The organism is Paenibacillus sp. 2TAB19 (assembly GCF_052115185.1).
Classification (GTDB): domain Bacteria; phylum Bacillota; class Bacilli; order Paenibacillales; family Paenibacillaceae; genus Pristimantibacillus.
Genome location: NZ_JBFRGE010000001.1, coordinates 39,203 through 65,829 on the forward strand (window position 1 = coordinate 39,203; position 26,627 = coordinate 65,829).

General features: G+C 51.9%; 22 protein-coding genes. 3 read left to right on the top strand and 19 right to left on the bottom strand.

The genetic code is table 11. The features are described from left to right. Positions 1–16: 16 nt before the first annotated feature. From AB4Z33_RS00195 to AB4Z33_RS00205, 3 genes are read right to left on the bottom strand one after another with little or no spacing between them, the layout of a single operon-like run. Positions 17–799 (bottom strand): ABC transporter permease, encoded by a 783-nt coding sequence (locus tag AB4Z33_RS00195; RefSeq protein ID WP_442047942.1) that lies wholly within the window; start codon positions 797–799, stop codon positions 17–19. Between the two features lie 5 nt (positions 800–804). Then, positions 805–1,608, bottom strand: a complete 804-nt coding sequence (locus AB4Z33_RS00200; RefSeq protein ID WP_442047943.1) for an ABC transporter permease — start codon at positions 1,606–1,608, stop codon at positions 805–807. Continuing rightward, positions 1,605–2,420 carry an ABC transporter ATP-binding protein gene (locus AB4Z33_RS00205; RefSeq protein WP_442047944.1) on the bottom strand — a complete coding sequence of 272 codons (816 nt, stop codon included), beginning with the start codon at positions 2,418–2,420 and terminating at the stop codon, positions 1,605–1,607. Before AB4Z33_RS00205 ends, AB4Z33_RS00200 begins: the two co-directional genes overlap by 4 nt. A 342-nt stretch (positions 2,421–2,762) precedes the next feature. On the opposite strand from AB4Z33_RS00205, the gene AB4Z33_RS00210 reads away from it, so the two are divergent. After that, positions 2,763–3,620, top strand: a complete 858-nt coding sequence (locus AB4Z33_RS00210; RefSeq protein WP_442047945.1) for an AraC family transcriptional regulator — start codon at positions 2,763–2,765, stop codon at positions 3,618–3,620. A gap of 79 nt (positions 3,621–3,699) precedes the next feature. Here the strand turns inward: AB4Z33_RS00210 and AB4Z33_RS00215 are convergent, their stop codons facing one another. From AB4Z33_RS00215 to AB4Z33_RS00225, 3 genes are read right to left on the bottom strand one after another with little or no spacing between them, the layout of a single operon-like run. Further along, complete coding sequence (locus tag AB4Z33_RS00215; protein WP_442047946.1) at positions 3,700–5,349, bottom strand: FAD-binding dehydrogenase; 1,650 nt, start codon at positions 5,347–5,349, stop codon at positions 3,700–3,702. 57 nt (positions 5,350–5,406) lie between these two features. Next, complete coding sequence (locus tag AB4Z33_RS00220; protein WP_442047947.1) at positions 5,407–6,708, bottom strand: D-arabinono-1,4-lactone oxidase; 1,302 nt, start codon at positions 6,706–6,708, stop codon at positions 5,407–5,409. Beyond that, on the bottom strand, positions 6,705–7,892 hold the full coding sequence (locus tag AB4Z33_RS00225; RefSeq protein ID WP_442047948.1) for an amino acid deaminase/aldolase: 1,188 nt from the start codon (positions 7,890–7,892) through the stop codon (positions 6,705–6,707). The genes AB4Z33_RS00220 and AB4Z33_RS00225 overlap by 4 nt, the downstream gene beginning before the upstream one ends. A 219-nt stretch (positions 7,893–8,111) precedes the next feature. Between AB4Z33_RS00225 and pepT the strand changes: the two genes are divergently transcribed. Next, positions 8,112–9,344 carry a peptidase T gene (gene pepT / locus AB4Z33_RS00230; RefSeq protein WP_442047949.1) on the top strand — a complete coding sequence of 411 codons (1,233 nt, stop codon included), beginning with the start codon at positions 8,112–8,114 and terminating at the stop codon, positions 9,342–9,344. 78 nt (positions 9,345–9,422) lie between these two features. On the opposite strand, the gene AB4Z33_RS00235 is transcribed toward pepT, so the two are convergent. The 5 genes from AB4Z33_RS00235 to AB4Z33_RS00255 all read right to left on the bottom strand — a co-directional run bounded on the left by AB4Z33_RS00235 (position 9,423) and on the right by AB4Z33_RS00255 (position 15,433). Next, positions 9,423–10,484, bottom strand: a complete 1,062-nt coding sequence (locus AB4Z33_RS00235; protein WP_442047950.1) for an endonuclease/exonuclease/phosphatase family protein — start codon at positions 10,482–10,484, stop codon at positions 9,423–9,425. A 136-nt stretch (positions 10,485–10,620) separates the two neighbouring features. After that, positions 10,621–11,376: a 2-dehydro-3-deoxy-D-gluconate 5-dehydrogenase KduD gene (kduD, locus tag AB4Z33_RS00240; RefSeq protein WP_442047951.1), complete on the bottom strand. Its 756-nt coding sequence runs from the start codon at positions 11,374–11,376 to the stop codon at positions 10,621–10,623. Positions 11,377–11,380: 4 nt separating this feature from the next. Continuing rightward, the gene (locus AB4Z33_RS00245; RefSeq protein WP_442047952.1) at positions 11,381–12,175 is read right to left on the bottom strand and encodes a DeoR/GlpR family DNA-binding transcription regulator; all 795 of its coding nucleotides are present in this window, start codon (positions 12,173–12,175) and stop codon (positions 11,381–11,383) included. Positions 12,176–12,205: 30 nt separating this feature from the next. After that, positions 12,206–13,036 (bottom strand): 5-dehydro-4-deoxy-D-glucuronate isomerase, encoded by an 831-nt coding sequence (gene kduI, locus AB4Z33_RS00250; protein ID WP_442047953.1) that lies wholly within the window; start codon positions 13,034–13,036, stop codon positions 12,206–12,208. A gap of 420 nt (positions 13,037–13,456) precedes the next feature. Further along, positions 13,457–15,433, bottom strand: a complete 1,977-nt coding sequence (locus AB4Z33_RS00255; RefSeq protein WP_442047954.1) for a glycoside hydrolase family 127 protein — start codon at positions 15,431–15,433, stop codon at positions 13,457–13,459. 140 nt (positions 15,434–15,573) lie between these two features. Here AB4Z33_RS00255 and AB4Z33_RS00260 point away from each other — a divergent pair, with 140 nt between their 5' ends. Next, positions 15,574–16,449 carry a helix-turn-helix domain-containing protein gene (locus tag AB4Z33_RS00260; protein WP_442047955.1) on the top strand — a complete coding sequence of 292 codons (876 nt, stop codon included), beginning with the start codon at positions 15,574–15,576 and terminating at the stop codon, positions 16,447–16,449. A 147-nt stretch (positions 16,450–16,596) separates the two neighbouring features. On the opposite strand, the gene AB4Z33_RS00265 is transcribed toward AB4Z33_RS00260, so the two are convergent. The 8 genes from AB4Z33_RS00265 to AB4Z33_RS00300 form a co-directional block, all read right to left on the bottom strand. Then, complete coding sequence (locus AB4Z33_RS00265) at positions 16,597–17,973, bottom strand: hypothetical protein (protein ID WP_442047956.1); 1,377 nt, start codon at positions 17,971–17,973, stop codon at positions 16,597–16,599. Between the two features lie 324 nt (positions 17,974–18,297). Continuing rightward, positions 18,298–19,080, bottom strand: a complete 783-nt coding sequence (locus tag AB4Z33_RS00270; protein WP_442047957.1) for a phytanoyl-CoA dioxygenase family protein — start codon at positions 19,078–19,080, stop codon at positions 18,298–18,300. 38 nt (positions 19,081–19,118) lie between these two features. Continuing rightward, on the bottom strand, positions 19,119–20,117 hold the full coding sequence (locus AB4Z33_RS00275; RefSeq protein ID WP_442047958.1) for a Rieske 2Fe-2S domain-containing protein: 999 nt from the start codon (positions 20,115–20,117) through the stop codon (positions 19,119–19,121). 64 nt (positions 20,118–20,181) lie between these two features. Continuing rightward, positions 20,182–21,216 (bottom strand): BMP family protein, encoded by a 1,035-nt coding sequence (locus AB4Z33_RS00280; protein WP_442047959.1) that lies wholly within the window; start codon positions 21,214–21,216, stop codon positions 20,182–20,184. A 44-nt stretch (positions 21,217–21,260) separates the two neighbouring features. After that, a complete protein-coding gene (locus AB4Z33_RS00285; RefSeq protein WP_442047960.1) occupies positions 21,261–22,799 on the bottom strand; it encodes an ABC transporter ATP-binding protein in 1,539 nt (512 codons plus the stop codon). Positions 22,800–22,829: 30 nt separating this feature from the next. Next, entirely contained in the window at positions 22,830–23,768 is a 939-nt protein-coding gene (locus AB4Z33_RS00290) for an ABC transporter permease (protein ID WP_442047961.1), read from the bottom strand. Between the two features lies 1 nt (position 23,769). Next, on the bottom strand, positions 23,770–25,047 hold the full coding sequence (locus AB4Z33_RS00295) for an ABC transporter permease (protein ID WP_442047962.1): 1,278 nt from the start codon (positions 25,045–25,047) through the stop codon (positions 23,770–23,772). Further along, positions 24,959–26,344, bottom strand: coding sequence for an amidohydrolase family protein (locus AB4Z33_RS00300; RefSeq protein ID WP_442047963.1), 1,386 nt, complete (start codon positions 26,342–26,344; stop codon positions 24,959–24,961). Before AB4Z33_RS00300 ends, AB4Z33_RS00295 begins: the two co-directional genes overlap by 89 nt. Between the last annotated feature and the right edge of the window lie 283 nt (positions 26,345–26,627).

Sequence of the window (26,627 nt, forward strand, 5' to 3'; positions counted from 1 at the left end):
TTACGTTACGGCGAGCTTATGATCCGGTCGAACGATAATGGCGGACACCGATATGCCATACCGCTAGACAAGGTACCAAGAACAATACACCAGCAAGTGGCAGCAGCATATAGAACCAGTGATTGCCGTTCTGCTTTCCAAGAATATAGAGCAACGGCAAATAATTGACGCATCCGAACGGGATCATATACGTAAACAGAACTTTAACCCATCTTTCGTAAATATTCAGCGGGTATTGTGCCATCTCCCGCCCTCCGTCCGTCAAAATGTTCGCGATCTCAAGCCCCTGAATCGTCCAAAAGCACATCGTTGCCATCAAGATATAGATGCCTGCGAAGATACATACGCCGCAAACGATCATCAAGATAAATGTCGTCACCTTGGACGCATTCCATTCAACCGGCAGCTTGTATAGTGCCCAGCCAAGCACAATCGCGCTTTGCAGCATCCGCCCGACTCTCGTGAACTCGAATTGCGACCCAAGCACCTGAAGTACTGTGCTGCGCGGGCGAACAAGCAGACGGTCGAACTCGCCTCTTCTCACAAGACCCGAGAAGGCATCGAAGCCCCGCGCGAAACATTCGCTTAGCGAGAACGCCATATGAATAATGCCGAAGCACAACGCAACCTCGAAAAAGGTCCAACCTTGCAGTTCCCCAAAGCGCTCGAACATAAAATACAAACCTGCGAACACCGTAACCGGTACAAAAAACTGTCCGAAGCTTAGCAGCCAGAAGGAAGCGCGATATTGCAGCTGCGACTTGAACAAAATCGATAAGTATTTGAAATAGAGTTGCATAGCGGTTAGCCCCCCTGAATGACTATTTGCCGTAGTGCCTTCCTCATCGTGGCCCAACCAATTCCTATGAGAACCCCAAGCCAGCCTACCTGGATGATGATCCCCCATAGCGCTTCCGTCTGTGAAATATGGCCTGAATATACGCGGAAAGGGAAGTCAACCGTCCAGCGGAACGGCAATACGTAAGTAAACCGTTGCAGCCAATCCGGCATAAGCGGTACGGGAATAATCATCCCCGCCAGGAATTCGCCGGCGATCGAGATCATAAGAATCGAACCTGTCGGTGAAAGTGTCCAAAATACGGAAATGTAAATCATCATTGATATCGCAACAATGACGAATAAGCCCAGCAGCAATGAAGCAACAAAGAAGAAAAGCGTTGGCCAGTCCGGAGGCGTTGTCATACGATACGGTTCCGGCAAAAAAAACACGACAAGAACAATCGGCAAGCAGCGCAACGCTGCGTTTGCCACGCGCTGCGCGAGCAGCTTGGCGAACCACAGCGGATATATGCCGATTGGCCTGCACAATTCATAGGCAATATTGCCGCTCGTAATGAGATCGAATATTTCATTGTCACGCGCCCAAAGCATGATGAACGAAAGAAAAATTTGCTGCAGCCAGACGTAAGTAATAATTTCCTTCAACGATATTGGCGGCTGCGCCGTGCTATGACTATAGAAAGCGATGTAGATCATAATGAATACGAATCCAAAAAACAACTGCGTTATTGCACCGGCAATTGCAGATGCGCGATATTGCAGACCATTAATGAATCTCAGCTTCCATACCGAGACATAGGCCCTCATATTTGATGCTCCTTATAGAGCTGAACGATCATCTCATCCAAGGATTCTTTTTCCTGCACGCCGAACCGTCTGCGCAGCTGCTCCAAGCTCCCGTCGTATAACAAAGTACCCTTGCCAATCATAAGAATCCGGTCGGCCAGCGCTTCTATATCGGCCATGTCATGCGTGGTCAGAATGACCGTAACGCCTTGCTCCTTGTTGATTGTCTTAATAAACTGCCTAACAGCCAGCTTGCTCACGGCATCAAGTCCGATCGTCGGTTCGTCGAGGAACAATACGCTTGGGCTATGCAGCAGCGAAGCCGCTATCTCGCAGCGCATTCTTTGGCCCAGACTGAGCTGCCTCACAGGCGTACGAATGAATTCTGCAAGGTCCAGCGTTTCCGTCAGCATTCGTAGATTGTCTTCATACCGCTTAGGCGGTATCTTGTAAATATCCTTGAGCAGCTCATAAGAATCAATCACCGGCACATCCCACCATAGCTGGGAGCGCTGGCCGAAGACGACACCGATATTTTTCACATAAGCAGTACGATCCGTCCATGGTGTATAGCCCATAATGGAGCAGCTTCCTTCATCCGGCACGAGTATGCCGCTCATTACTTTAATCGTCGTCGACTTTCCCGCTCCGTTCGGGCCGATGTATCCGACAATCTCCCCCTTGCCAATCGAGAAAGAAATATCTTTAAGCGCTTCGACAACCGTATGCTCCCGTACGAACAACGCTTTCGCCGCTTGCCTCAATCCAGCCGAACGTTTTGCTACCTTGAACGACTTCCCAATTCCTTTCAATTGAATCATAGGGTCATGCATGTCAATTAATCCTCCTCGCTCTTTTTATGTTTACATCCTCTTCCTGATAAGTCCGAAACACTTTGCAAACGCCGCTCAAGAAATATATCCAAATTAGTCAAAAAAGTATAGACTTATAATTTCGGCCCAGCTATACTATTATTATAGAGATYGAGGACGGACCCCCTAGCTTGAAATTTGTCTAAAATAGGTTTACGGCATATAAAAGGCCGAGCGAGTAGCTAATTACTATCGCTCGGCCTTTTCTTATTTCATTGGTGACACCTGTTATAAGAGAGCACGCAATGACAGGTTTCCCGTCCTGAGTGGTGATAATATAGGCAACGAAAGGAAGTGCTGCGATTGGAATGGCTGCTCCGCATGAAGGACGCCTTGGATTTAATGGAGGAACGCATGGATGATCGGCTGGATATCGAGGAAATCGCGAAGGAGGCATTCGTCTCTCCCTTCCACTTTCAGCGCATGTTCCATATCCTTACCGGGATGACGGTAGCCGAATATACGCGTAAGCGCCGGCTGACGTTAGCTGCTCAGGAGCTCGCGATGTCTTCTGCCAAGGTCATCGACGTAGCGCTCAAGTATGGCTACGATTCTCCCGAATCGTTCGCCAAAGCGTTCCGCAAGATCCACGGTTTAACGCCGTCGGAAGCCAGGAAACCAGGCGTCAGCTTGAAAGCTTTTCCACGCATCTCTTTCCATCTATCCTTGAAGGGAGACAAAGACATGGACTATCGCATTGAAGAGAAAGAAGCGTTTAATGTCATCGGCAAGTCGATCGAGGTAACGTGCGAGGACGGTCAAAATTTGCGCGACATACCGAAGTTTTGGGCGGAATGCAACAGCAACGGCACTATTCAGCAATTTGAGACTGCGGGTATCAAGGGGGACTTGCTTGGCATTTGCCTGGATATGAAGCCGGGACAGGGCGAATTCACCTACATGATTGCCGGTCAAACGAGCGGCGGCGCTGCCGAAGGATTGTCGCTGCGCACCGTTCCGGCATCTACATGGGCCATCTTCACTTCCATCGGGCCGCTCCCCGGTGCGATACAAGCCGTATTCGGCAGAATCTATCAGGAATGGTTCCCCGCTACAGGATACGAGCATGCGGAAGGACCGGAGATCGAAGTCTATCCGCTCGGCGACACGACCGCAGAGGATTATCGCTGCGAAGTTTGGATTCCGATCGTGAAAAAGTAAGGTATAACAGCAGCCTAAAAGTAAAAAGCCGAGAATCCTTTATTCGCAAGAATTCTCGGCTTTTAATTTTACGTATAATTCAAAGCTTGGCGATAGCACGACCGGCCACTCTTCCCGAGAAGAGGCAGCCCCCGAGGAAAGTGCCTTCGAGCGCGCGGTAGCCGTGTACGCCGCCGCCGCCGAAGCCGGACGCTTCTCCGGCTGCATATAGGCCGGGTACCGGATCACCGTTCCCGTCAAGCACTCTGCCGGACAAGTCCGTCTGCAATCCGCCGAGCGTCTTGCGGCTTACGATTCTAAGTCTCACGGCAATGAGCGGACCGCTCTTCGGATCGAGCAGCTTATGCGGAGCCGCGACACGAATCAGCTTATCGCCAATATAGTTGCGTGCTCCCCGAATGGCTGTAATTTGCATATCCTTCGTAAAGCTGTTCTCAATCTCGCGGTCTCTCGCCTGTATCTGGCGTTCAATGTCAGCTAAGTTCAGCAACGATTCACCCGTCAGCTTGTTCATGCCGTCTACAAGCTCGGTTAGATTCGTCGCTATAACGAAATCTTCCCCCTTCTCCATGAACGCCTTGACCGGTGCAGTCGGTCCCGGCAGCACGCGGCCGAGCACCTGTTTGATGCTTTTGCCGGTCAGATCGGGATTTTGCTCCGAGCCGGACAGCGCGAATTCGCGTTCAATAATCTTTTGCGTCAGAATGAACCACGAATAGCTGTAGCCGGTCTTCTGTATCGTCTCTAGCGTGCCAAGCGTATCGAACCCTGGGAAGTTTGGCGCAGGGAAACGCTGCCCCTTCGCATCCAGCCATAACGATGACGGACCTGGAAGAATCCGAATGCCGTGCTTATGCCAGACCGGATCCCAGTTCTTAATGCCCTCGGTATAATGCCACATCCGGTCACGGTTAACGATTCGGCCTCCTGCTTCCTCCGTTATGGCGAGCATGCGCCCGTCAACGTAAGCCGGAACGCCTGACAGCATATCATCGGGCGGCGTCCCCAGCCTGCTCGGCCAGTTCTGCCGAACGAGGTCGTGATTCGCGCCGATTCCTCCGCTGCTGACAAGGACAGCCTGCGCCCGATATTCGAAGCGTCCAACCTCCTCGCGGGAGCTTGCTTCGCCGCGCGCCGCCGTGCTTGGCGCAAGCACCGCACCTTCCACGCCTGTGACGGCACCATTGCTGCGCAGCAGATTATCGACAAGGTGGCGCGGCAAATACGTAATCGTCCCGCTCGCCATATGCGCACGAACCCGCCGCTCGAACGGCTCGACGATTCCAGGCCCAGTCCCCCACACGATATGAAAGCGGGGAACGGAATTTCCGTGACCTTCCGCCAAATAACCTCCGCGCTCCGCCCAGCCGACAATCGGGAAGAAACGAACACCCATCGCATGAAGCCAAGCCCTCTTCTCGCCCGAGGCGAAGTCGACATAAGCTTCTGCCCATTTTCGTCCCCAATTATCCTCGTCCTCATCCCGGTCGAAGCCTGCCGCTCCCAGCCAATCCTGCCACGCCAGCGCCTTCGAATCTTTAATCCTAAGCCGTCTCTGCTCCGGCGAATCAACAAGAAACAGTCCGCCGAACGACCACCATGCTTGCCCGCCAAGGGAGCTCTCCGGTTCTTGGTCGAGAAGCAGCACCTTCTTCCCTGCGTCTGCGATCTCTGCCGCCGCGACAAGACCAGCCAGACCGGCGCCTACTACGATTGCGTCAACTTCCATTCGCACAGCCCTCCTTTTGAAGATAGATTACAGCCGATGACGGCTGGAAACGACTGCTTAAACAAGCAGCTTCCGCATGTAGTCGTTCAGCAAAATACGATCTGGATCCAGCTCCTCGCGCACCGCTTGGAATGAATGCCACTTCGGATACAGCGTCTGCAATTGCGCCGCTTGAAGCTTATGCATCTTGCCCCAATGCGGCCTGCCGCCGTAATTCAGAAAGATTTGCTCCATCGCCTCGAAATAAGCTTCATGCGGCATCCCTTTGTACATGTGAACGGCGATGTACGCCGAGTCCCTACCGTGCGCCGGGCTAAGCCAAATATCGTCGCCCTTCGCATAACGGCACTCGATCGGGAAGTGAACGCGGTACTTGCCGCGCGACATGGCCTCTCGCATCTCTTCAATAGCCGGTGCCATTGCTTCCGCCGGCAAATTGTATTCCATTTCGTTAAAACGAACATATCGCTGTGTAGCAAACAATCGGTGGCTGTGGTCGATCTTACGTCCTACAGGAACTTGCGAAGCAGAGATTCGGCTAATATGCTTGCTCGTGCCCGGCAGCCTGCGGGATACCTCCGACAGAAGCCCGAATAAGCGATTCTCGATCCACACTTCGCTGATGTGATCCCATGCCCTTCTTCCGGTCACTTCCTTGTCCGTCTTGTTCGTAAGCTTAATCTGGCATGGCTGCGCATAAGGAAACCAATAAAATTCAAAGTGGCGATTGTCTCCCGCCAGCTTCGGCAATTGCTGCAAACATTCAGACAAAGGGATTCGTCTGCTCTCGTATTCGAGCTTGTAGGCTGGCTCAAGCTTCAGCGTCACCTGCACGATAATGCCGAGAGTGCCAAGCGATATTTGGAACGCTTTGAACCATTCAGGATGAGATTGCTCCGTACATTGCACGACTTCACCCGTGCCCGTAACGACTGTGAGCTCGGCGATCTGCGTTGCGATATTGCCGAGTGTTCGCCCCGTCCCGTGCGTACCCGTACTAATCGCCCCGGCAATCGACTGTACATCGATATCGCCTAGATTTTCCTGAGCCAATCCGTTCTCGAACAGCAGCTCGCCGAGCAGCTTCAGCTTCGTTCCTGCCCATACGGTTGCCGTTCTCGCTTCCGGATCGACGGATACGATGCCTTGCATGCGGTCTAGCGAGATCAGTATATCGTCGGATGCCGCTATCGGCGTGAAGGAATGACCTGAGCCAACCGTTCGCAGCCTCCTTCCTTCACGGCGGCATAGGAGCACCGTATTTACAACCTCTTCGATGCTGCTCGGCATGATGACCTGTCTTGGCGTCGCTTGTACCGAGCCCGACCAATTCGACCAGCCTGACGAGTCTTGTTTCATAGGAAGCACTCTCCCATTCCGCGATAAGTCTTATATTCGCCAACAATTTTCCCTTGCGAAACCGCATACAAAATTTCGAATCGCTCGCAGAGCTCTCCGGCCTTCGCATGGCGGAAGAACACGGGGTCGCCGAGCTCAAGCTTCAAACCGGACGGCACGCGCAGCGGCGTCTGCACCTCGCCCGCCCCCTCAAGCTTGAACAGCTCCAGCCCTTCCGGCAAATAAGGCTTCGCCTCCTTCTCCGGTCCAGGCGAACCCGATGCGGTATAGCCGCCGCCCATACAAGTGACAATGTCCGTCTTCGGCCGGCGAACGACCTCGACGGCAAAACCTACCGCCGGCTTAAAACGGAACGAGCTATAGAGATCGAATAAACCCGGCGCGTAGAAGCCTGAGCCTGCCGTGATCTCGGTGACGCATGCTTCCTCGCGGGAGCTGTCCATGCTTCCCGTTCCGCCCGCATTCACGAAGCGCAAGGAAATGCCCATAGCGCTAATGCCCTGGGCCGCTTCCTTCCTGCGTCTTGCGCTTTCTGCGATCGATCTTTTTTTGAGCCATTTGATTGACGCATTTTTGAATCGCTTGCCCGGTACGTTGTCACCAACTCCCGCTACCTGGGCTTCATAGCCCATCATTCCGTCCAGCTTCAGCCACGATGATTCGCTAATGCGCTGCACTAGCGGCTTCATCTGTTCCCATGATCGAATCGGCGAGCGCCATACCCCAAAGTGCAAACCGGGATAATCGGCAGACATATCCATATCAATGCATAGAGGAACAACGACTTGCCTATCCTCCGCCAGTCTCTCAAGCTGAATCACATGCTCCTCGCAGTCAACCATAAAGACGATCGAGCGCCCCTCGCGAATGAACTCCAGCAATTCGAGCAATGCGGCAGAATACCACTGCGGATAACCAAGCAGCAGGTCGTCGAATCCTTGGCGTGCAAGGAATGCCGCCTCGCCTGCCGTAAAACACATGATGCCTTGGAATACGTCGCTCGTTTGCAGAAGCCGCCGCATGGCATCGACGCACCGAATCGACTTGCTCGCTATACGCACCTTTTTGCTTCCCGCTGCCGCAGCGATTGCAGCCGCATTCGCATCCAGCATGTCAAGATCGACATAAGCAAGGGGCTTCGGCAGATCTGCAAATATTTGTTTGTAATACTCATAAGCGTCCACTACCCGATCAGCCCTTTCGTGAACAAATGGACAAGCTTCTTCATCTATAAGAAGTCATTCTTTAGCGGGCGCAATTATCCTGCATGCAGCGCCGAGTGAATCGCTTATTTTGTGTTTTTTTCGGTGAAAATTGGAGATGTTGTCGACCGTTTCTCGTTGAAGGCGGGTTTGTATTATAATGATAAATATGTCTATTACAATTGGAGATGACCGTTAACTATGAAATCCGAAATTATGAATCGTTTCGTCACCTATGCCAAGGTGGATACGCAATCGAACGAAACCTATACAAGCTGCCCTTCCACACCAGGACAGCTGACGCTGGCGCGTATGCTTGTAGAGGAGCTTAAGGCGATTGGCATGCAGGAGATAACGCTTGACGACAATGGCTATGTTATGGCAACCCTTCCAGCCAACAGCGATAAGCCGATCCCTACGATCGGCTTCCTCGCCCATGTCGACACCGCTACCGAGCTGTCTGGCGCGAATGTGAAGCCGCAAGTCGTTGAAGCGTATGACGGAGGCGATATTACGCTGAACGAAGAGCTCCGAATTGTCTTGTCGCCGCGTGACTTCCCTGAGCTGGCAGGCTATAAGGGTCAAACACTCATTACGACTGACGGCACGACGCTGCTTGGCGCGGACGACAAAGCCGGTATTGCCGAGATTATGACGGCGATGAATTATCTCATCCAACATCCCGAGGTGAAGCATGGCAGAATACGTGTCGCGTTCACACCCGATGAGGAGATCGGCAGAGGACCGCATAAGTTCGACGTGGCGGCGTTCGATGCTTCGTATGCCTATACGCTCGATGGAGGACCGCTTGGGGAACTGCAATTCGAGAGCTTCAATGCAGCAGCAGCAGCAATCACGATCAAGGGCAAGAACGTTCATCCCGGCACTGCCAAAGGCAAGATGATCAATGCGGTAAAAATCGCCGCCCTGCTTCAGAGCAAGCTTYCTGCCGAAGAAGCTCCTGAGCATACCGAAGGTTACGAGGGGTTCTTCCATCTATCCTCGATTCAAGGCGATGTGGAGGAGGCTCAGCTTCGTTACTTGATTCGCGACCATGACCGCGAGCGATTCAATGGCCGCAAAGCCGAGCTGACCGACATCGTCGAGACGTTGAAGGCGAAGTACGGCGCCGATCGTATTGAGCTCGAGCTGCGCGATCAATATTTCAACATGGGCGAGAAAATCGAGCCTGTCAAAGAAATCGTCGATATTGCGAGGCAGGCGATGGAGCGTCTCGGCATTACGCCGATCATCCAGCCGATCCGCGGGGGAACGGATGGATCTCAGCTGTCCTACATGGGGCTTCCGACGCCGAACATTTTTACTGGCGGAGAGAACTACCATGGCCGTTACGAGTATGTATCGGTCGACAGCATGCTTCATGCCGTGAATACGATTATCGAGATCGTGAAGCTGTACGAAGAGCGGGCATAGTTTGATAGAAAGTGAGGAGAACTTCATCTCTCATGAACTTAGGTTCATTGCGAGTGAGATTCTCCTCACTATTTTTTATTACTTCAATACAAAGCTGGCCGTCACTGGGTTATGATCGCTGTTCGCAAAGCCGAGGTCATGCCCCTTCACAGTCGTTATCCCAATATTCGAAGATACTAGGAAACCGTCAATGACAGCTAGAAAATTAACGCCTTTCTCATAAGGAATGTCGAGCGTTCTAACGGATGGGACAGCGGGATCATTCGCCCACTGAAGCCCTTCTAACCCGAAACCTTCAGGAAACGGCTGCAGCCATTCCGGCCAATCCTGCTCCGCTTCGAAAGCAGCGGCATCGGTTGAAGGGAGTGAGTGGTTCCAGTCGCCGCCAACGATGAGATAGTTGCCTTTGTCTGATTCCTCGCGAATAAAACCGTCCAAGAAATCCAATTGCTGCTTGCGAATGGTCCCGCCCTTGTCAAACGCGGACAGATGCAGATTGATCAGCACCAGCTCCTTGCCATTGTCGACTGGATAACGGCTTGCGATTAATGCGCGATCCAGCTCCAATTGCTGAACGGGCCAGCTTTCCTTGCCTGGCAGATCATAACGTACATGTGATGTAGTTTGGAACGTAGATAACGTCATCAGACCGCTTCTGACCGTCCCCATCGGAGCAAACACAGGAACAGGCACCCAAGGCACTTTATAATTAATCGCATAGGTGCTGTCGTAGTCGGATAGAGCGCTGCTTAGAGCAGCCGCTTCGTCAATCTTGTAGCTTCGAGATGATTTCGTATCTACCTCTTGCAGCAAATAGAAATCCGATTGCGTGCCTTGCAAAAAATCAGCAATAGCATCAAGATTAGCTTCGGTCTGCTCCTTGCTGCTCGAACGCGACATTTTTCCGCCATCCATGAAAAAATCTTGCCGTTGATCAAGCCCAGCATATCCGATGTTAAAGGTTGTCACCGTTACAGAATCGCCTTGCTTCAACGCTTGCTGGCTGTTATGGCTAGCTTCAAGCTCTATCTCCGAAGCAGGCTTGTAATCGACCAATGTCACATAAATAAGGAACAGAGCAGCAATAGCGACCGGTATGGCAATAATCCATCCTACCCATGTTAACGTTCTCCGCAGCAACGTCCTTCCTCCTTTTACCCTTTTGTTCTATTAGTTACGATTATGAAACACAATCCATATCTAGGCAATCAAAGCTTTGCTCCAAAAAAAAATCCCCCAAGCTATTATAGCTTAGAGGCTTGCAACACAACGCTGCTTATCGAACGAGCCAGCCGCCGTCTACAGCGAGAATATGGCCGTTCATATAATCGGATGCGGCGGATGAAAGGAATACCGCAGGACCGATCATATCCTCGGACGTACCCCAGCGGCCAGCCGGTATGCGGCCAAGAATTTGGGCGCTGCGAACCGGATCTTCGCGAAGCGCTTCCGTATTATCCGTGCTCATATAACCTGGAGCGATGGCATTCACTTGCACGCCCTTCGAAGCCCATTCGCTCGCAAGAGCTTTGGTAAGACCAGCTACCGCATGCTTGCTCGACGTGTAGCCCGGGACGTTGATGCCGCCTTGGAAGGAAAGCATCGAAGCAATATTGATGATTTTGCCCGAGCCTTGCTCGATCATGCGGTTGCCCGCAAGCTGGCAAAGCGCGAATACGGAATTCAAATTGACGTCCAGCACGTCCTGCCAATCGGCGTAGCTGTGATCGGCTGCAGGCGTACGCCGGATAATGCCCGCGTTATTGACCAATATGTCGATCTTGCCTAACTCGTCGACGGTCCGTTCAATGATGCCAGGCAGCTTGCCGCGATCGGCAACATCAACCTGAATGGTAATCGCTTTGCGTCCAAGCGCGCGAATCGCTTCCGCAGCCTTGTCCGCAGGCGTTCGGTTCGTTATGAGCGCAATATCGGCGCCTGCTTGCGCCAGCCCAAGCGCGATCGCTTCTCCAAGCCCGCGGCCTGCTCCTGTCACAACAGCCGTTTTGCCGCTTAAATCAAACAATCCCATCGTTCTACACCTTCCCTTTATTGCGTTTGCCGCCGCCTGCCGCCGATGCTTTCATCATTTGAAGGCCGTATGCTTCATACTTCGCTTCTATTTCTGGAGTTATGCCATCATCGGTAATGATGATATCGACATCTTCCAAAGCCGCATACGTAATGAGCGCCCCTCGGTCGAATTTGCTATGGTCGGCCAGGCAATAGACGGTTTTCGCATTCTCCATATACATCTTCTTCAGCTTCGTTAGTTCCTCGGTGAAGATCGTTAAGCCGTATTCCATATGAATGCCGGTCGTCGACAGAAACAGCTTATGGACATTAAGCCGCTTAATCCATTCCTGCGATTCCGCGCCGATAAGCAGATTGTTATGTCGATATCCGCCGGGAACAACAAGTCTAACCTGATCCTTCATGATTAGTTCCCGGATAATGAGCAGATCGTTCGTCAGTACCGTTACAGGCATGTTCGGGAGCAGTCTGGCCACTTCAAGCGTCGTGCTTCCGGCATCCAGAGCAATAATGTCTTCCGGCTCGATGCAAGTTACCGCAAGCGCCGCGATCGCCGTCTTCTCGGACTGGTGTTTGCTGTTCGGGTATTGGATCGGAAGCAGGCTGTCCTCGCCGTTCTGCTCCATGACCGCCCCGCCGTGCGTGCGCTTCAGCAGCCCCTTCTCTTCCAGCTTCTCCAGATCCTCGCGGACTGTCTTCTCCGTTACCTGGAATTGCTCGCTTAGCTCGGATACTTTGACCGCGCCGTTACGCTCTAATTTTTCTATAATTTTGCGATGCCTTTCCGCTGCTAGCATGACGCGTACCTCCCAAATCTTTCAGTACGACTATTTTAACTGGCTTGCAGGTACCGCGTCCATATCCGTGAACGTGTAGTTCTCGCCGGCCATCGACCAACAGAATGTGTAGTTGCTTGTGCCCACGCCGGAATGAATCGACCATGGCGGCGAAATAATCGCTTGCTCGTTCGCCACGACAAGATGTCTCGTCTGCGAAGGCTCGCCCATCATATGGAACACGCGCGCGTCGTCGTTCATGTCAAAGTACAAGTAAGCTTCCATGCGGCGGTCATGTACGTGCGAAGGCATCGTATTCCACACGCTGCCCGTCTTCAAGCTCGTAACGCCAAGCATCAGCTGGCAGCTTTGGATACCGTCTGCATGGATATATTTATAAAGGACGCGTTCATTGGAAGTTTCTTGCGAGCCAAGGTGCGAAGGGTTCGCTTCCTCTACCGTCATTTTGCGCGTCTCGATTTCTTTGTGCGCAAGGGCGGAGCAGAAATACAGCTTAGCCGGATTGGCAGCATCAAGGCTTGCAAGCAGCACTTGACGTTTGCCTTTGCCGACATACAGCACCTCAAGCTTGCTAAGCTCATACGATTCGCCGTCAACGGAAATCGATGCCGGTCCGCCAATGTTCAGGAAGCCAATCTCGCGGCGCTCAAGGAAGTATTCCGTCTTAAGCGTAGCAGCCGCTTCCAGTTCAAGCGCTTTCGTAACCGGCACTGCGCCGCCAACGACCATACGATCATAGTGTGTATAAGTCATTTTGATTTGATCCTGCTCGAACAAGCTTTCGATCAAAAACTCCTGGCGAAGACGTTCCGTATCATATAGCTTCACATCGGTTGGGTTCGTAGTATGGCGCACTTCCATTGTATAAAAGCCTCCTAATAGGTATGTTATTGTTCGTTTTCTATAATAACACACAATTACGAACATAAAAAGTACCTTATCGAAAAATTGCCTCTCGTTCCGCAATCTCAGTTACGGACACCAGCGACGCTAATAYGCCGAATAATGTGCATCCCGCGARTTAACGGACCGAGGAGACCCTATTCCCTCATAACTAGAGCGTTCTAGCCTCGTTTGACAGGTATAGCGTCAGCTGTGTCCGGAACGAGGGCGATCAGAGGGTAAACGAACGAATAAGAGCTKCTGCTGTCCGTTAGATCCAGTTCAAACTAACTAGAAAAAGAGCCGTACAAGCCAACTTAGGCTTATACGACCCTACCCTCATCCTATATATTCAGTCTCGCGTTCAACCAGCACCTTAGAACCTTAATATAAAGTACTTTACACGCGTTCCTTCACCCAAACCGCCATCTCGCCTTTGCCGCGGTTCGCCCAAGCGTAATAGGGGATGAACTTCGCTTCGGCAGGCGCCAAGTAAGCCGATGAATCCGTACGGTACAACTGCGTTCCCCATTGCTTATACTCCAGCTTGAGCGCTTGGGCCGAGATCACTTGCAGTCCTCCCGCAAGCCCTTTGTCGAACGACACGCGCAGCTCCGAGTCGACCGGCAGCATGAGCGAGCCAAGACCCGCGCCATTATCCGCCTCCTCGACGCAGTAGACGAGCGGTCCGTGCTGCAGCGCAACCTTGCCGGCGTTATACTTCACAAGCGGATTGCTTCTTACACGCATAACCGGCATCTCAAGCACAAGCTCCACGACATCTCCAGAGGACCATGTTTTCTCTACGATTGCGTATCCGCCTTCAATCTTATCCTCATATGCATAAGGCTTGCCGTTCACGGTAATCGTCGCGGAAGCACTCCAATCCGGAAGACGGAGCGCAAGCGCGAACTTGGTTGGCGCAGCAGGCTTCACTTCATAGCTGACGTTGCCCGACCATGGCATGCTTGATTTCTGGGCAAGCTGTACACTTGTTCCTTCAACCTGCAAGGTTGCTTCGCCGCCGATATACAAATGCGAATAGATCGTCGAACCTTTGACCGCATACGTATACTCGCCTAGGGAAGCAAGCAAGCGCGCAATATTCGGCGGGCAGCACGCGCAGCCAAACCATTGTTGGCGTACCGGCTTAACGTGATTGTAGGTTTTATTGTTTCCGTCGCATACTTCCGGCGTTACTTCCAATGGATTAACGTAGAAGAAATGTTTGCCGTCGCGGGACATGCCTGCGATTACCGTGTTATAGAGCGCACGTTCTAATACGTCCGCATACCGGCTGTTCGGTTCAATCTGCAGCATCCGGTGCGCAAAAAAAATAAGTCCGATTGCGGCGCACGTCTCCGAATAAGCCGTGTCATTCGGCAGATCATAATCGATCGAGAAGGCTTCCCCGTTCGCCATCGAGCCGATGCCGCCCGTTACGTACATTTGCTTGGAGACGATATTGTCCCAAAGCTTACGGCAAGCATCGACCAACGATTGATCGTTCGTTTCGCGAGCTACGTCAGCCATTCCCGCAAGCATATATACGACTCGCACCGCGTGGCCTATCGCTACGTCCTGCTCTCGAACCGGCACATGCGCTTGAAAGTAGGCATCATCAAGCTGCAGCCTTCCATTATGCCAATGCGATGTCCACCCCCGCGCTTCCGCCTCAGCATGGAAGAAACTCGGTTTCTGTCCGCGCTTATCGATAAAGTATCGGCTTAGTTCCAAATATTTATTTTCGCCCGTCGCTTCGTACAGCTTCACGAGCGCCAGTTCAATTTCCTGGTGACCATCGTAACCGGCAATTTGACCTGGTCCATCGCCGAAAACAATAGCAATATCGTCAGCCATCTTGCATACGACATCTAACAGCTTGCGCTTGCCTGTTCCTTTGTAATACGCAACACCCGCTTCGATCATATGTCCGGCGCAATACAATTCGTGGCATTCCGTCAAGTTCGTCCACTTCTTGCCCGGTTCCTTGAGCGTATAATACGTATTCAAGTAGCCATCCGCATGCTGCGCCTTCGCAATTGTATCTATAACCTCGTCGGCGATCACCTCGAGCGCCGGATCTTTTCTCGTATGCAGCAAGTAACCGACGGCTTCCAGCCATTTGGCCACATCGCTGTCCTGGAACACCATACCGTGGTAGCTGCCTTCAGCTTCGCCAGCTGCTATCTTGAAGTTGGCGATCGCATGGCTCGGATCTGCGCTTTCGATTCGATCGTTCAGCGCATCCCATTGATACGGAACGACGACGTCTCGCACCAAATCGATATAGTAGCTCCAGAAATCGTCTTTTATTTGAACGTCTTGAAGCGAAGCCGGTCTTGCCTTGCTCCTATTATTTACCGCTTGTCCCATCAGTAACTCGCACCTCTCCGAAAGAAAGTTATGATTTATGTGCTGCTGATTCCTATTGTATGCGCTACAATGAAACATAAATATAATAAGATCAAACCTATTTTTTATAAAATATCACACTCGCCCGGGAGGGAGATTCAATGACTAACCGATCGTCTGAGCATGTGTACTTCGCAGCCCCGCCGCTGCCTTATTTTCTAGAAAGCGGCATGACTATTTATGAGCCGGGCGGTCAGCATCCAAGCCGCCAGCAGCTTGGCTTGTTCGATCTGATTATCGTCGAATCCGGCACTTTGCATATAGGAGAAGAGGATATGAAATGGGCTCTGACAGCTGGAGAGACGCTCCTGCTGCTCCCCGATCGTTATCATTATTCGGTGAAGCCCTGCGAGGAACCAACCTGCTTTTACTGGATACACTTCCTGCCTGTTGGCGAATGGCAACAGTCGGCAGAAGAATATGCAAGCCTGAATCAAGAGGAGCATTATACAAAATTTCATACATCGCCTTACTCCCTTCACCTGCAGAAGCAATGGAGGCTGCCAAACCCAGAGACGACGTATCAGCTCCTCCGCGCGCTGAACCAATCGGGCAGCGAGCGCCAATCCAGCGCTTTTTGGACAAGTCAACAGCACTTCGATGAACTGCTGCGCTTAATGGACCTCAGGCAAGATGACATGTATACGAGCCCTTCGGTCACGCTCGCGGAGAAAACGGAAGCCTACATTAAGAATAACTATCGGACGGAAATTACGAGCAAAACAATGACCGATGCCTTGAACTTCCATTACAACTACATTACTCGCTGTATGAAACAGGTATACGGAATGACCCCGATGGACTACGTAACCAAGTACAGACTCGAGCAGGCGAAGCTGCTGCTCATTAAGACGGAATGGCCCGTAGCGCAAATCGCACAATACGTCGGCTTCGAGAATACGCCTTACTTCTCCAATTGCTTCGCCGACAAGATCGGCATGGCGCCGAGCAAGTTCCGCAAGCAGTTCACGACCTAGCACCAGACACCGCCAAACCGCAGATCTTACTGCAGCGCGCACAGCAAAGACGGCACTAGAATTATCAGCATATAGAGACAAAGCCACTCCTGATGGAGTGGCTTCATTGTTATTACAGACCCTATTTTAATTTCAAAAAAATCAATGCTAATATACAGGATAACCTGTTACGAACAATGCGAGATACAGTAGACTTCCAACAATCGATAATACGGTAAGCGCAGCATCCTTAGACTTTTCTTCTGTAAGGGCTGCGGTTGCAAAAGCTAGCGGAAACGCAACGATAAAATAACGCGGAGCGGACAGCAACCAGGTAGGTCCCACTACTAAAACAAAATATACGATAAAATACGCCGTGTACGAGGGATTCAGCTTCTTGACACCAAGCAACATAACAATCAGAGCAGTAAATATAGCGACCAGATTCGGCAGCCATAATCCTAAGAAGAAACGACTATTCCCCTCCGTAAATGCGCGAACAGCGTATTCCATCTGATACCTTACCGTATCGAAAAATAAATAGAGCTCCTGAGACCAATGCTCTTTCTGGTAGATAGAGTACTGAAATGCGTTCCCAGTAACCTCGTAATTTATATATAAATACGCCAGCAGACCCAAAGGTATAATAAGCAGACCGGCAACAGCTGTGGCCAATTTGCCTATAAACACCCGCTTATCCGAAACCTTATAGTAAACTATTAGATCCCTTACGAGCTCAATAGCCACCGGCACAGCCAAGAGAATCCCCGGCGAACGCGTATAAGCGGCTAGCGCTCCACACAAACATCCGATGATCCACTTTTTGTTACGCACAAAATAAATGCACATGAGAGAAAGTGCCAAAAATAAAGATTCTGTCATAGGTATGAGGAAAAAAAATGCTGCCGGGAATATAAAAATATATTTTACTGCCCGCATAGCGTTTCTGCGAGACATATCCATACGCGCAAGCTCATAAGCGAACAGAGCCGCGACAATCGAGAAGATGATAGAAACCACGAATCCCGCAGCGAGATAGCTTCCAGTCAATACCTCGATTACTCTTATCAAATGAGGCAGCAACGGAAAAAAAACAATGTGGAACCTTGGATCTCCCTCCGTCACATAACCATTCTCCGCAATCCCCAAATAGGCAAAGGCATCGATCCCCGATATGTGCCATGTCTCCATAATTTTACTGAATAGCCCGCCCGAATAACCATGCTGTATGATCAGAAAAACATAACCAATAATCAGAAGGAGACAGCGGCTTAGCAGCATCCAGCCTATTATTCTCAACCAATCCCGTTTCCTATTACCTTCATCCGTTCGATGAACCTGTATCTCATCCGTCCGATCGCCAGTCAGAATATAGGCGGACAGAACAGGTATAGCGCGCAGGCCCAATAACACGAATAGTACGAAACAGGAAGCAGTGGCGATTGTGCCACCCACGGTCCAGCTCTCGTTAGAATTCGCCCAATAAAATGCCAGAAAAGCCATCAACAGCATGAAGATTATGTATAGGTTCTTATCTTTCCTCATTATAAGCCTCTTAGCCCCCATCGGTTTTGCTTAATCAGTAAATTGGATGAAAATGAAAAAAGTGCACATAAACATAATAGTATTGGACTATTTATTTGTAAATATAAAACAGATAATTATCTAGTATAGGTATAAAGGTGCGGGTCTTTGTGAGTTGTTTTATCGAGTGCATCTAGTGACATCTTTCCGACACTTGAGTCCATGTCAGCCAACATTTCTTCCGACAATATCCTTGAATTTCCTCTTAATATGAAAAAGCAAACAATTAAGCATATTAGCTTAACGGTTTGCTTTTGATTTTTTCTATAACGATACAATCATGGTTTAAACTTCACTAGCCAATACCGGGAACAGCTCTCCCGCAATCATATCTCCGTCCTTGAACCCCATGCCGCTAGTCAAATGATGGTTGCTCATGCCGTCGAAGGTTGCCTGCTCGGGCATGTATACGATGGTCAGCACTCGGCGAGGCCGATCCGTCTTGTTCGCATAGGCGTAATGGAACGTGAGCCCGTGATGAACGGTGCAGCTTCCTCTCTTCAAAGGCACTGCAACCGGCTCGCTGGCAGCAGCCTTGGAATCCCATTCAAGCTCGAACAGATCGACAGGATTGACGAAGTCGACGTTCTCAAGCTTGCCTGCCTTATGCGAGCCAGGAACGAATGCCAGACAGCCGTTGTTCTCGTCCACGTCATCGAGCGGAATCCACATGGTCATCACATCGGATTCCTTCATCGGAAAGTAGGTCGAGTCTTGATGCCACGGCGTCGCCTTCGAATCTCCGGGCATCTTCCAGAACGCCTGATCGTGGAACAGCCTGACGCCAGAGCCTTCCGACAGCTGCAACGCAATGGCCGCAAGGTAAGGACTAAGAGTGAACTTCGCCATGCCGGCGGATTCCTTCCACGTATTCATCCGCATATTCAATATTTTAGACAGCTCCGACTTCGGCTCGTCCGCGATACCGCCAACTTCCTTGCTGCGCATGACGTCGTCCAAATACGAGGTCAACTCATCGATCTCCGCATGCGACAGTACATTATCCAGCTTCACGTATCCTTCGTTACGGTAAAATTGCAGCTTCTCCTGCGACACCTCGTAAGCCATTKGCTGTTTCCCCCCTATATTCCGATAAATCGATCAGACTAAGTTGTGCCAAACGTTACGCCAAGCTCGATGAGCCAGCGGCGGTAAGCGACGGACAGCGTATCCGCCTTATGATTAAGCTCCAGCTGCAGATCCAGCGGCAGCAGCTCGGGCTTCTGCGTCTCGATAATCCAAGCATCTTGTTCGAATACGGTGTCTTGGAAGGCGATAAATTGCTCGTCGGGAACATCAAAGCCGTAATTGCGCGACACTGCCATGTAGACGGTGCATTCCTTCTCTGCTACAGGGAGTACGGTTAGCAGAATCCATAACGTCTGCTCCGTTGAGGCATCGCGCTTGGACAGCCTTGCCGCTAAAGGACGAAATACTTCCTTCACGTAAACATACGTCGTACCTTCTTCGGCATCCGAGCCTGAATGCGCCACGGGCTGGAAGATCGGCACATCGCTCGTGTATACGCGATCCTTCTCCTTGAACACCTTGAAGTCCGGCAACTCTGCATAGTCGGGATGGCCAAGCAATCCGCCGTGTACGAACATAAGATGGGCGAAGTCGGTGAAATTCTCAATGACGCGCGTGCCTGCAGCATGAACGGTATAAGGGCCGCAAGCGAGCGGGCGAAATTCGTTATTTTCGAATTCATCGAGGAAAGGGAGTTCACTTGTCGGTTCACCGATGCATACCCAGACAAGTCCGTACTTCTCCATGCAATGGTATTTGGTCGCCTTCGCTCTGACAGGAATTCGATCCGTCTTCGCTTGCGCCGGGATACAGACGCATGCGCCGCTCCCGTCATATTTCCAGCCGTGGTAAGGGCATACGAGCGTCTCACCCTCCACTCTGCCCTTGGACAACATCGCTCCGCGGTGAACGCACAGATCTCGTAGAGCATGCACGCTGCCGCTCGCTGCGCGGAATACGGCTACGCGCTCGCCCATAACCGTAACGGAAACGGGCTGTTCCTTTAAATCCTTAGCTATATAAACGGGATGCCATTCGTTTTCGAGGACGGTGTCCCTCAGTACCTCAGTCAACATATCAACCACTCTCCCCTGGAATTATGACTGCGCTAATCCGTTGCATGTTTCTCCATTCCAGCTTCTATTCATTCGTAATGACTTTCGAGCCGGATTTAAGCGATTCGACGATTGCATTGATTTTGTCTTTGATTTCTTGCGAGATCTTGTCTTCGAAGCCATGGTAAGGAGCCAAGTAGATCGCTTCGTCCTTCACGCCAAGCAGTTGCGATTCGGCCTTCATCTCCTTGTTCTTAATCCGCTCGACGACAACCTTCATCGCTTCCGGGTAATCCTGAATCACGCTCGTTGCGACCGTATCCGGACCGTTGCTGTTCTGATCCTGATTCGAGCCGATGGCGAGAACGCCCTTCTGCTCCGCTGCTTCGATACCGCCGAGTCCCGCTTGATTCGCATTGGTCATAACGACGTCCGCGCCTTTCTCGATGAACGTAATCGCCGTTTCCTTCGCTTTGGCGACATCGTTGTCGCTGCCGAGCATCGTTGTAAGCACATTAATGTTAGCCACCGTTTCTTTCGCGCCTTTCTCGAAGCCTGCCACCGACTTCGTAATAGGAGGAATTTCCGAGCCTCCGATTGCTGCTACAGTGCCCGTTTTGGACAACAGCGCCGCAATCGAACCCATCAAATAACCTTGCTCGCTGTTATTCAAGCTAAGCGAAGTCAAATTCGGCTCTTGCGTAATCGTAGAGCTGTTGACCAAAAACCATGTCTTCTCAAAATCCGGCGCGATCTCCTTCATCACATCGCCGTACTCGAAGCCGTGGCCGATAATAACGTCGTAGCCGTCCTCGGCGTAACCGCGAATAAATTCAGCCGCGTCGGAGTTGCCGACCTTCTCGGAGTATGCCGTTTCCGCGCCAAGCTCCTCTTTGATTTTCATAAGACCGGCATAAGCCGTTGCATTCCAACCGTTATCATTAATCGGACCCGGGGTTAGCAGAGCAACCTTGAGCGCCTTGCCGCTCGTGCCGCCGTCGTCGTCCGTATTGCCGGAATTGCCGGTCTCCGTATTTCCGCCGCCGCATGCCGCCGCAAAAATCAATACTAAGCTTATACCTAATACCGCCAGCGTCTTACTAAACATTTTCGTTCTCATCCTAACCCCTCCAAATAATGTTTTTTTGTCTGTATGCAACACTTCTATATGGCAAAAGAAGACTTCGGCCGGATGCCGGCCATTAGCATGCCGATACGATCCAAATCCGCCGTTTCCCGATCCATCGTGTCCAGCAGCTCTCCCTTGTAAAGCACCGCTATCCGGTCGGACAGCGCCATGATTTCCTCTAATTCAGTCGATATGAGCAGAATCGAGCAGCCCTTCTCCCTTGCCTCGAGAATTCGCTTATGCACGTATTCCGCTGCGCCGACATCCATGCCTCGCGTCGGCTGCATCGCGACGAGCACCTTCGGATTCAGCATCAGCTCGCGGGCTAGAATCACCTTCTGCTGATTGCCGCCAGACAGTTGCCCGATCGGAATGGCCGCGCCCGTGGTCTTAATCGAGAAGCTGCGTATTTGCTCCTCCGCGTTCTGGCGCATCTTTCGGCGGTTGATGATGCCGGTCTTGCTGAAGCGCAGCTTGCGATATTCCTTGGAGATAAGATTCTCCTCGATGCTCATCTGCAGCATAAGTCCTTCCTTATGGCGATCCTCCGGAATATAGGCTACGCCGCGCTCGGTCATGCTGCGGGGATGCTGGCGATGAAGCTCCTCGCCTTCCAGCACAATCACGCCGCTTTGCTTGTTTCTCAGCYCAAGCAGCACTTCGCTGAGCTCTCTCTGCCCGTTGCCGTCAACGCCGGCGATGCCGAGTATTTCACCCTGTCGAATTGATAAGCTAATGTTTCGGAGCAGCTCGGAGCCGCTTTCGCCCGCGCTTACCCCTCTCATCTCCAATCGAGTCTCCGCCTGCTTCCCAATCCTCGCCTTGCGCATCTGAGCATGAACATCGCGGCCTACCATCATCCGTGCAAGCTCCGCCGCTGTCGTACCGCCCAGCTCATGGGTACCGACAAGCTTGCCGAGCCTTAGAACAGAGACGCGATCGCATATTTCCTGCACTTCCTGCAGCTTATGGCTGATGAAGATGACCGTCTTGCCTTCTGACTTCAGCGTCCGCAGCACACGGAACAGATCCTGCACCTCGGGCGGCGTCAGTACCGCGGTCGGCTCGTCTAGAATGATGAACTCCGCTCCGCGGAACAGCGTTTTGACGATCTCCACCCGCTGTTGCTGGCCGACCGACAGCTCGCTTACGCGTTGCTTAGGGTCAATGTCGAGCCCGAACCGATCCGACAGCTCCCGTATCTCGGAGCATGCCTTCTTGAATCGAAAGAGCGGACTGCGATCCTGCTTCATGCCGAGCACAACGTTCTCTGCCACTGTCAGAGCGGGAATGAGCATGAAATGCTGATGCACCATGCCGATCCCCACGTTTACAGCCTGCCTAGGAGAAGCGAACTTGACCGGCTGCGCTTGGAATAAGATCTCGCCCTCGTCTGGCGCCAGCATTCCCGACAGCATGTTCATCAGCGTGCTCTTGCCTGCTCCGTTTTCCCCAAGAAGCGCATGTATCTCGCCCTTCCTAATCGATAGATTCAAACGATCGTTGGCGACGAAGCTGCCGAAGCGCTTCACCAGTTCGCGGGTTTCCAAAATGATTTCCGCTTTTATCTCCATTGCCATCATCCTCCTCAAGCTTCTACTGTCTTACCCATTGCGGTTAGCCAGACTCTTGTATGGCGCTCCGGTTGCCGCAGGTTGTTTGCTCTTGCCCGAGAACCACGCTAGCGCGACCATCGTTAATAAGTAAGGGAACATCAGCATGAATTGATATGGAATTTTGATGCCGAACGTTTGGAAACGAAGCTGCAGAGCATCCGCTCCTCCGAACAGCAGAGAGGCAGCCATCGTGCCGGCCGGCGTCCACTTGCCGAAGATAACGGCCGATAGGGCGATGAACCCGCGTCCCGCAACCATATTTTCCGTGAACTGATTCAATATGCCGAGCGATAGGGAGCAGCCTGCAACACCTGCAAGCATGCCGCCGACGATGCAGCAAATATATCTTGTACGGTGAACGCGAACGCCCAGCGTGTCTGCTGCCAACGGATTTTCGCCGACGGCGCGTACTTGCAGCCCCCAATTCGTTTTGTAGAAAATAAATGCGACAATCGGTACGAGCAAGTAAGATACATAGGCAAGTACATTCTGATGGAACAATGCTTCGCCTATATATGGAATGTCGCCTAAGAGCGGAATCTTCACCACGGCAATGCCCTGTACCTGCACCGCTTCCTGCCCCATACCGAGCAGGCTTCTCCCGAAGACGGTCGTAATGCCGAGACCGAGCAGGTTGAGCGCCGTTCCGATAACGACCTGATCCGCCCCCGTCGTGACGACGAGAAATCCGAACACGAGGCCGACTAAACCGCTGACGACGATAGCTGTGAGCACGCCCAGTCCGGCACTGCCGGTATAATAAGCGCCTATGACGCCTGTCAGCGCGCCGATCAGCACCATCCCTTCCATCCCGATGTTCAATATGCCGCTCCGCGACATGAACAGAATGCCGAGTGCTGCGAGCAGAAGCGGTACGGAGAGCCGAATGGCCGAAGCCAGGAAACTTACAATGATGTCTTCGCTCATCCTAGTTCCCCTCCCCTTTCTTCAGACTGAACGCCGCTTGGGCTGTCGCTGAGCCATCTCCCCTGCGGGAGAGGCTTGCCTTGCCAAGCTTAGTCATCCATGCCTCAATGAGCTTTCTCTTCACCCCGCCGAACCAATAACGATTGCAGACGACGAGGATAATAATCGTCGCTTGAATGACATAGACGAGCGAAGTGGATGTGCCCGTCAGCCGCTGCATTGCATTCGCCCCGCTGCGCAAACCGCCGAACAGAATGGCGGAGCCTATATTGCCAAGCGGATGCGCGCCGCCGACGAGYGCTACCGCAATGCCGTCGTAGCCAAAGCCGGGCGAGAAGTTCTGGAACAGCCGATTCTGCACGCCAGCGATCTCCGCGTAACCGCCGACTCCGGCAATCGCGCCGCTCACCATCATGACGAGAAGCACATTGCGATTAACCGGGATGCCCATTACCTTCGTCGCTTGCTTATTGAAGCCGACTGATCGAATCTCGTACCCCCACACCGTGCGGTTCAATATAAAATAAAGGACAACCGCGATGACGACTGCCAATATAAAGCCGTAATGCAGCCGCGAATCGAACAGCTTGCCAAGCAGCGCCGTATCCGGCAGTCTAGCGGACTGCGGGAGAGAACCTCCTTGCTCCTTGAGCGGTCCGGTTACCATGTAGCTGACTAGATAAATCGCCATATAGTTGAGCATGATCGTATTAATAATCTCGCTCGCCCCTCTGCCGATCTTGAGCGCGCCCGCGATGCCCGACCATAGGGCGCCGCCTACAGCTCCCGCAGCAATGCAAAGCGGAAGATGAGCATAAGCGGGCAGTCCTGGAATATACAAGGCGGCAATCGTCCCTGTCAGCGCGCCGATGTAGATCTGCCCTTCCGCGCCAATATTGAACAGGCCGCAGCGGTAAGCGAAGGTGTAGCATAAGCCCGCGAACAGAAGCGGCGTCGCCTTGACGAGCGTCTCCCTCAAGCTGTTCATGTCGCCGACAGCCCCGTCCCATATAAGACGATAAGCCTCGAAGGGCGACACGCCGGCGATTAGCATAACGAGTCCGCCAGCAAGCAAAGCGACAATAACAGCTCCGGCATAGAAGCCGACCTCTACGATGATCTTCAACCATTTCTCCATCGCTTCTTTTTTATGCCCAGTCTCACTCACTTGGTCCAGCCCCCCGCCTTCATTATCCCTTGCTGCTGAATACGGGATATTCCGTCCCCAGCCTGCGTCTGAGCAGATCCACTCTTGCTTGCGCTCTGCGAATGATTTCATCCTCGTCCACAAACACGCACTTACCGCGGTGTACGACCAGCTCCCCGTTAACGAAAACCGAGTCCACGTCATTGCCGTTCGCATTATAAACGATCGCCGAGCTTACGCGATGAATCGGAGCGATGTGCGCCTTCTGCAAATCGACGATGACGACATCCGCTTTCTTGCCAGCCTCCAGACTGCCGAGATCATGTTCTCTGCCTACCGCCTTCGCTCCGTTTCTCGTCCCCATCTGCAGCACCTGCATAGGCGGCAGCAGCGTCGAATCGAGTTGATCGACTTTATGAAGACAAGCCGTGAACTTAAGTACTTCTAAGTTATCCTGGCAATTGTTGCTGCCTGGGCCGTCCGTTCCGAGCGCAACGTTAATGCCTCTGTCCAGCATCTCGGGGACTCGGGCTACGCCGGAAGCCAAATACATATTGGATACGGGACAGTGGATGACGGTCGCTTCGTTCTGTTGAATTAAATCAAGCTCTGCATCGCTCAGCCATATGCCATGGACGACCTGTGTTTGCTTGCCTAGCAATCCAACAGCTTCAACGAGCTCGAGATTCCGAAGTCCGAAGCGCTCCATCGTATTGTCGATCTGATCCTTCGTCTCCGCGACATGGATATGAGTAATCAGACCGTTGCGTTCGCTGTACTTGGCCGATTTCTTCAAGAACTCTTCCGAACAGCCGTACAAATTAAGCGGCCCCATTGCGATACCGATTCTTCCGTTCGCGGCGCCCTGCCAACGATCGAGCAGCGCATCCGTATTCGCGAATATCTCGTCAATGGACTCTCTGAGCTTCGGCTCATAGCTAAGATCTACCCCGCCGCGCGCCATTTGTCCTCGAATGCCGGACTGTTCCATCGCCAGCAGCACGGCGTTGTCGTTACCGGGGTGAGTGTGTACGTAATGATGCTCCATAATGTAGGTAGCACCGGATTTCAAATTCTCGATGCAGCCGATCATTGYCGCCAAGTAGAAGTCCTCTTCTTCCATCGCGATGGACGCCGGCCATATAATTTGGCGAAGCCACTGCGCTAAGGGCATGTCGTCCGATACGCCGCGCATGAACGTTTGAAACAAATGCGTATGCCCGTTCACAAGACCGGGTATAATCGCTTTGCCGGATGCATCAATGACGTTGTCCGCTTCACTAAGTAGTGCATCCTTCGAACCGTCGGGAGGCCATTCCCCAACCTCCTGAATCCGGTCGTCTACGATATAGACGTAGCCGCTCTCAATCACCTCTGATGAATCATTCATCGTCATGACTGTACCGTTACGAATTAAATGTCGCTTCATGCACTTCACACCCTTATGTTAGTTATTCGTAATCAAAGTTGAGCTATTCGTAACCAAAACGACAGATTCACGTTTATTTATGTAATATTTTATGACATCATTATATTTGCGACATTCAGGGTCGTCAATCACTTTTGTAAACCGCTATCGGTCAAAATAGTCAACTAATTCAGTATCTATAGACCATTTTGGTTACTAATGGTATATTAAACACAATCAATTCGTAACTTTGCAATCCTATAGCTAACACAAAAGTAACGTAAGGTTTCATAACGCTACATTT

Coding starts and splice junctions, on each gene's coding strand:
- AB4Z33_RS00195 (WP_442047942.1), bottom strand. CDS start 799: ATGCAACTCTATTTCAAATACTTATCGATTTTGTTCAAGTCGCAGCTG.
- AB4Z33_RS00200 (WP_442047943.1), bottom strand. CDS start 1,608: ATGAGGGCCTATGTCTCGGTATGGAAGCTGAGATTCATTAATGGTCTG.
- AB4Z33_RS00205 (WP_442047944.1), bottom strand. CDS start 2,420: ATGCATGACCCTATGATTCAATTGAAAGGAATTGGGAAGTCGTTCAAG.
- AB4Z33_RS00215 (WP_442047946.1), bottom strand. CDS start 5,349: ATGGAAGTTGACGCAATCGTAGTAGGCGCCGGTCTGGCTGGTCTTGTC.
- AB4Z33_RS00220 (WP_442047947.1), bottom strand. CDS start 6,708: ATGAAACAAGACTCGTCAGGCTGGTCGAATTGGTCGGGCTCGGTACAA.
- kduD (WP_442047951.1), bottom strand. CDS start 11,376: ATGGGATTGTTTGATTTAAGCGGCAAAACGGCTGTTGTGACAGGAGCA.
- AB4Z33_RS00245 (WP_442047952.1), bottom strand. CDS start 12,175: ATGCTAGCAGCGGAAAGGCATCGCAAAATTATAGAAAAATTAGAGCGT.
- kduI (WP_442047953.1), bottom strand. CDS start 13,036: ATGGAAGTGCGCCATACTACGAACCCAACCGATGTGAAGCTATATGAT.
- AB4Z33_RS00255 (WP_442047954.1), bottom strand. CDS start 15,433: ATGGGACAAGCGGTAAATAATAGGAGCAAGGCAAGACCGGCTTCGCTT.
- AB4Z33_RS00260 (WP_442047955.1), top strand. CDS start 15,574: ATGACTAACCGATCGTCTGAGCATGTGTACTTCGCAGCCCCGCCGCTG.
- AB4Z33_RS00265 (WP_442047956.1), bottom strand. CDS start 17,973: ATGAGGAAAGATAAGAACCTATACATAATCTTCATGCTGTTGATGGCT.
- AB4Z33_RS00270 (WP_442047957.1), bottom strand. CDS start 19,080: ATGGCTTACGAGGTGTCGCAGGAGAAGCTGCAATTTTACCGTAACGAA.
- AB4Z33_RS00275 (WP_442047958.1), bottom strand. CDS start 20,117: ATGTTGACTGAGGTACTGAGGGACACCGTCCTCGAAAACGAATGGCAT.
- AB4Z33_RS00280 (WP_442047959.1), bottom strand. CDS start 21,216: ATGAGAACGAAAATGTTTAGTAAGACGCTGGCGGTATTAGGTATAAGC.
- AB4Z33_RS00290 (WP_442047961.1), bottom strand. CDS start 23,768: ATGAGCGAAGACATCATTGTAAGTTTCCTGGCTTCGGCCATTCGGCTC.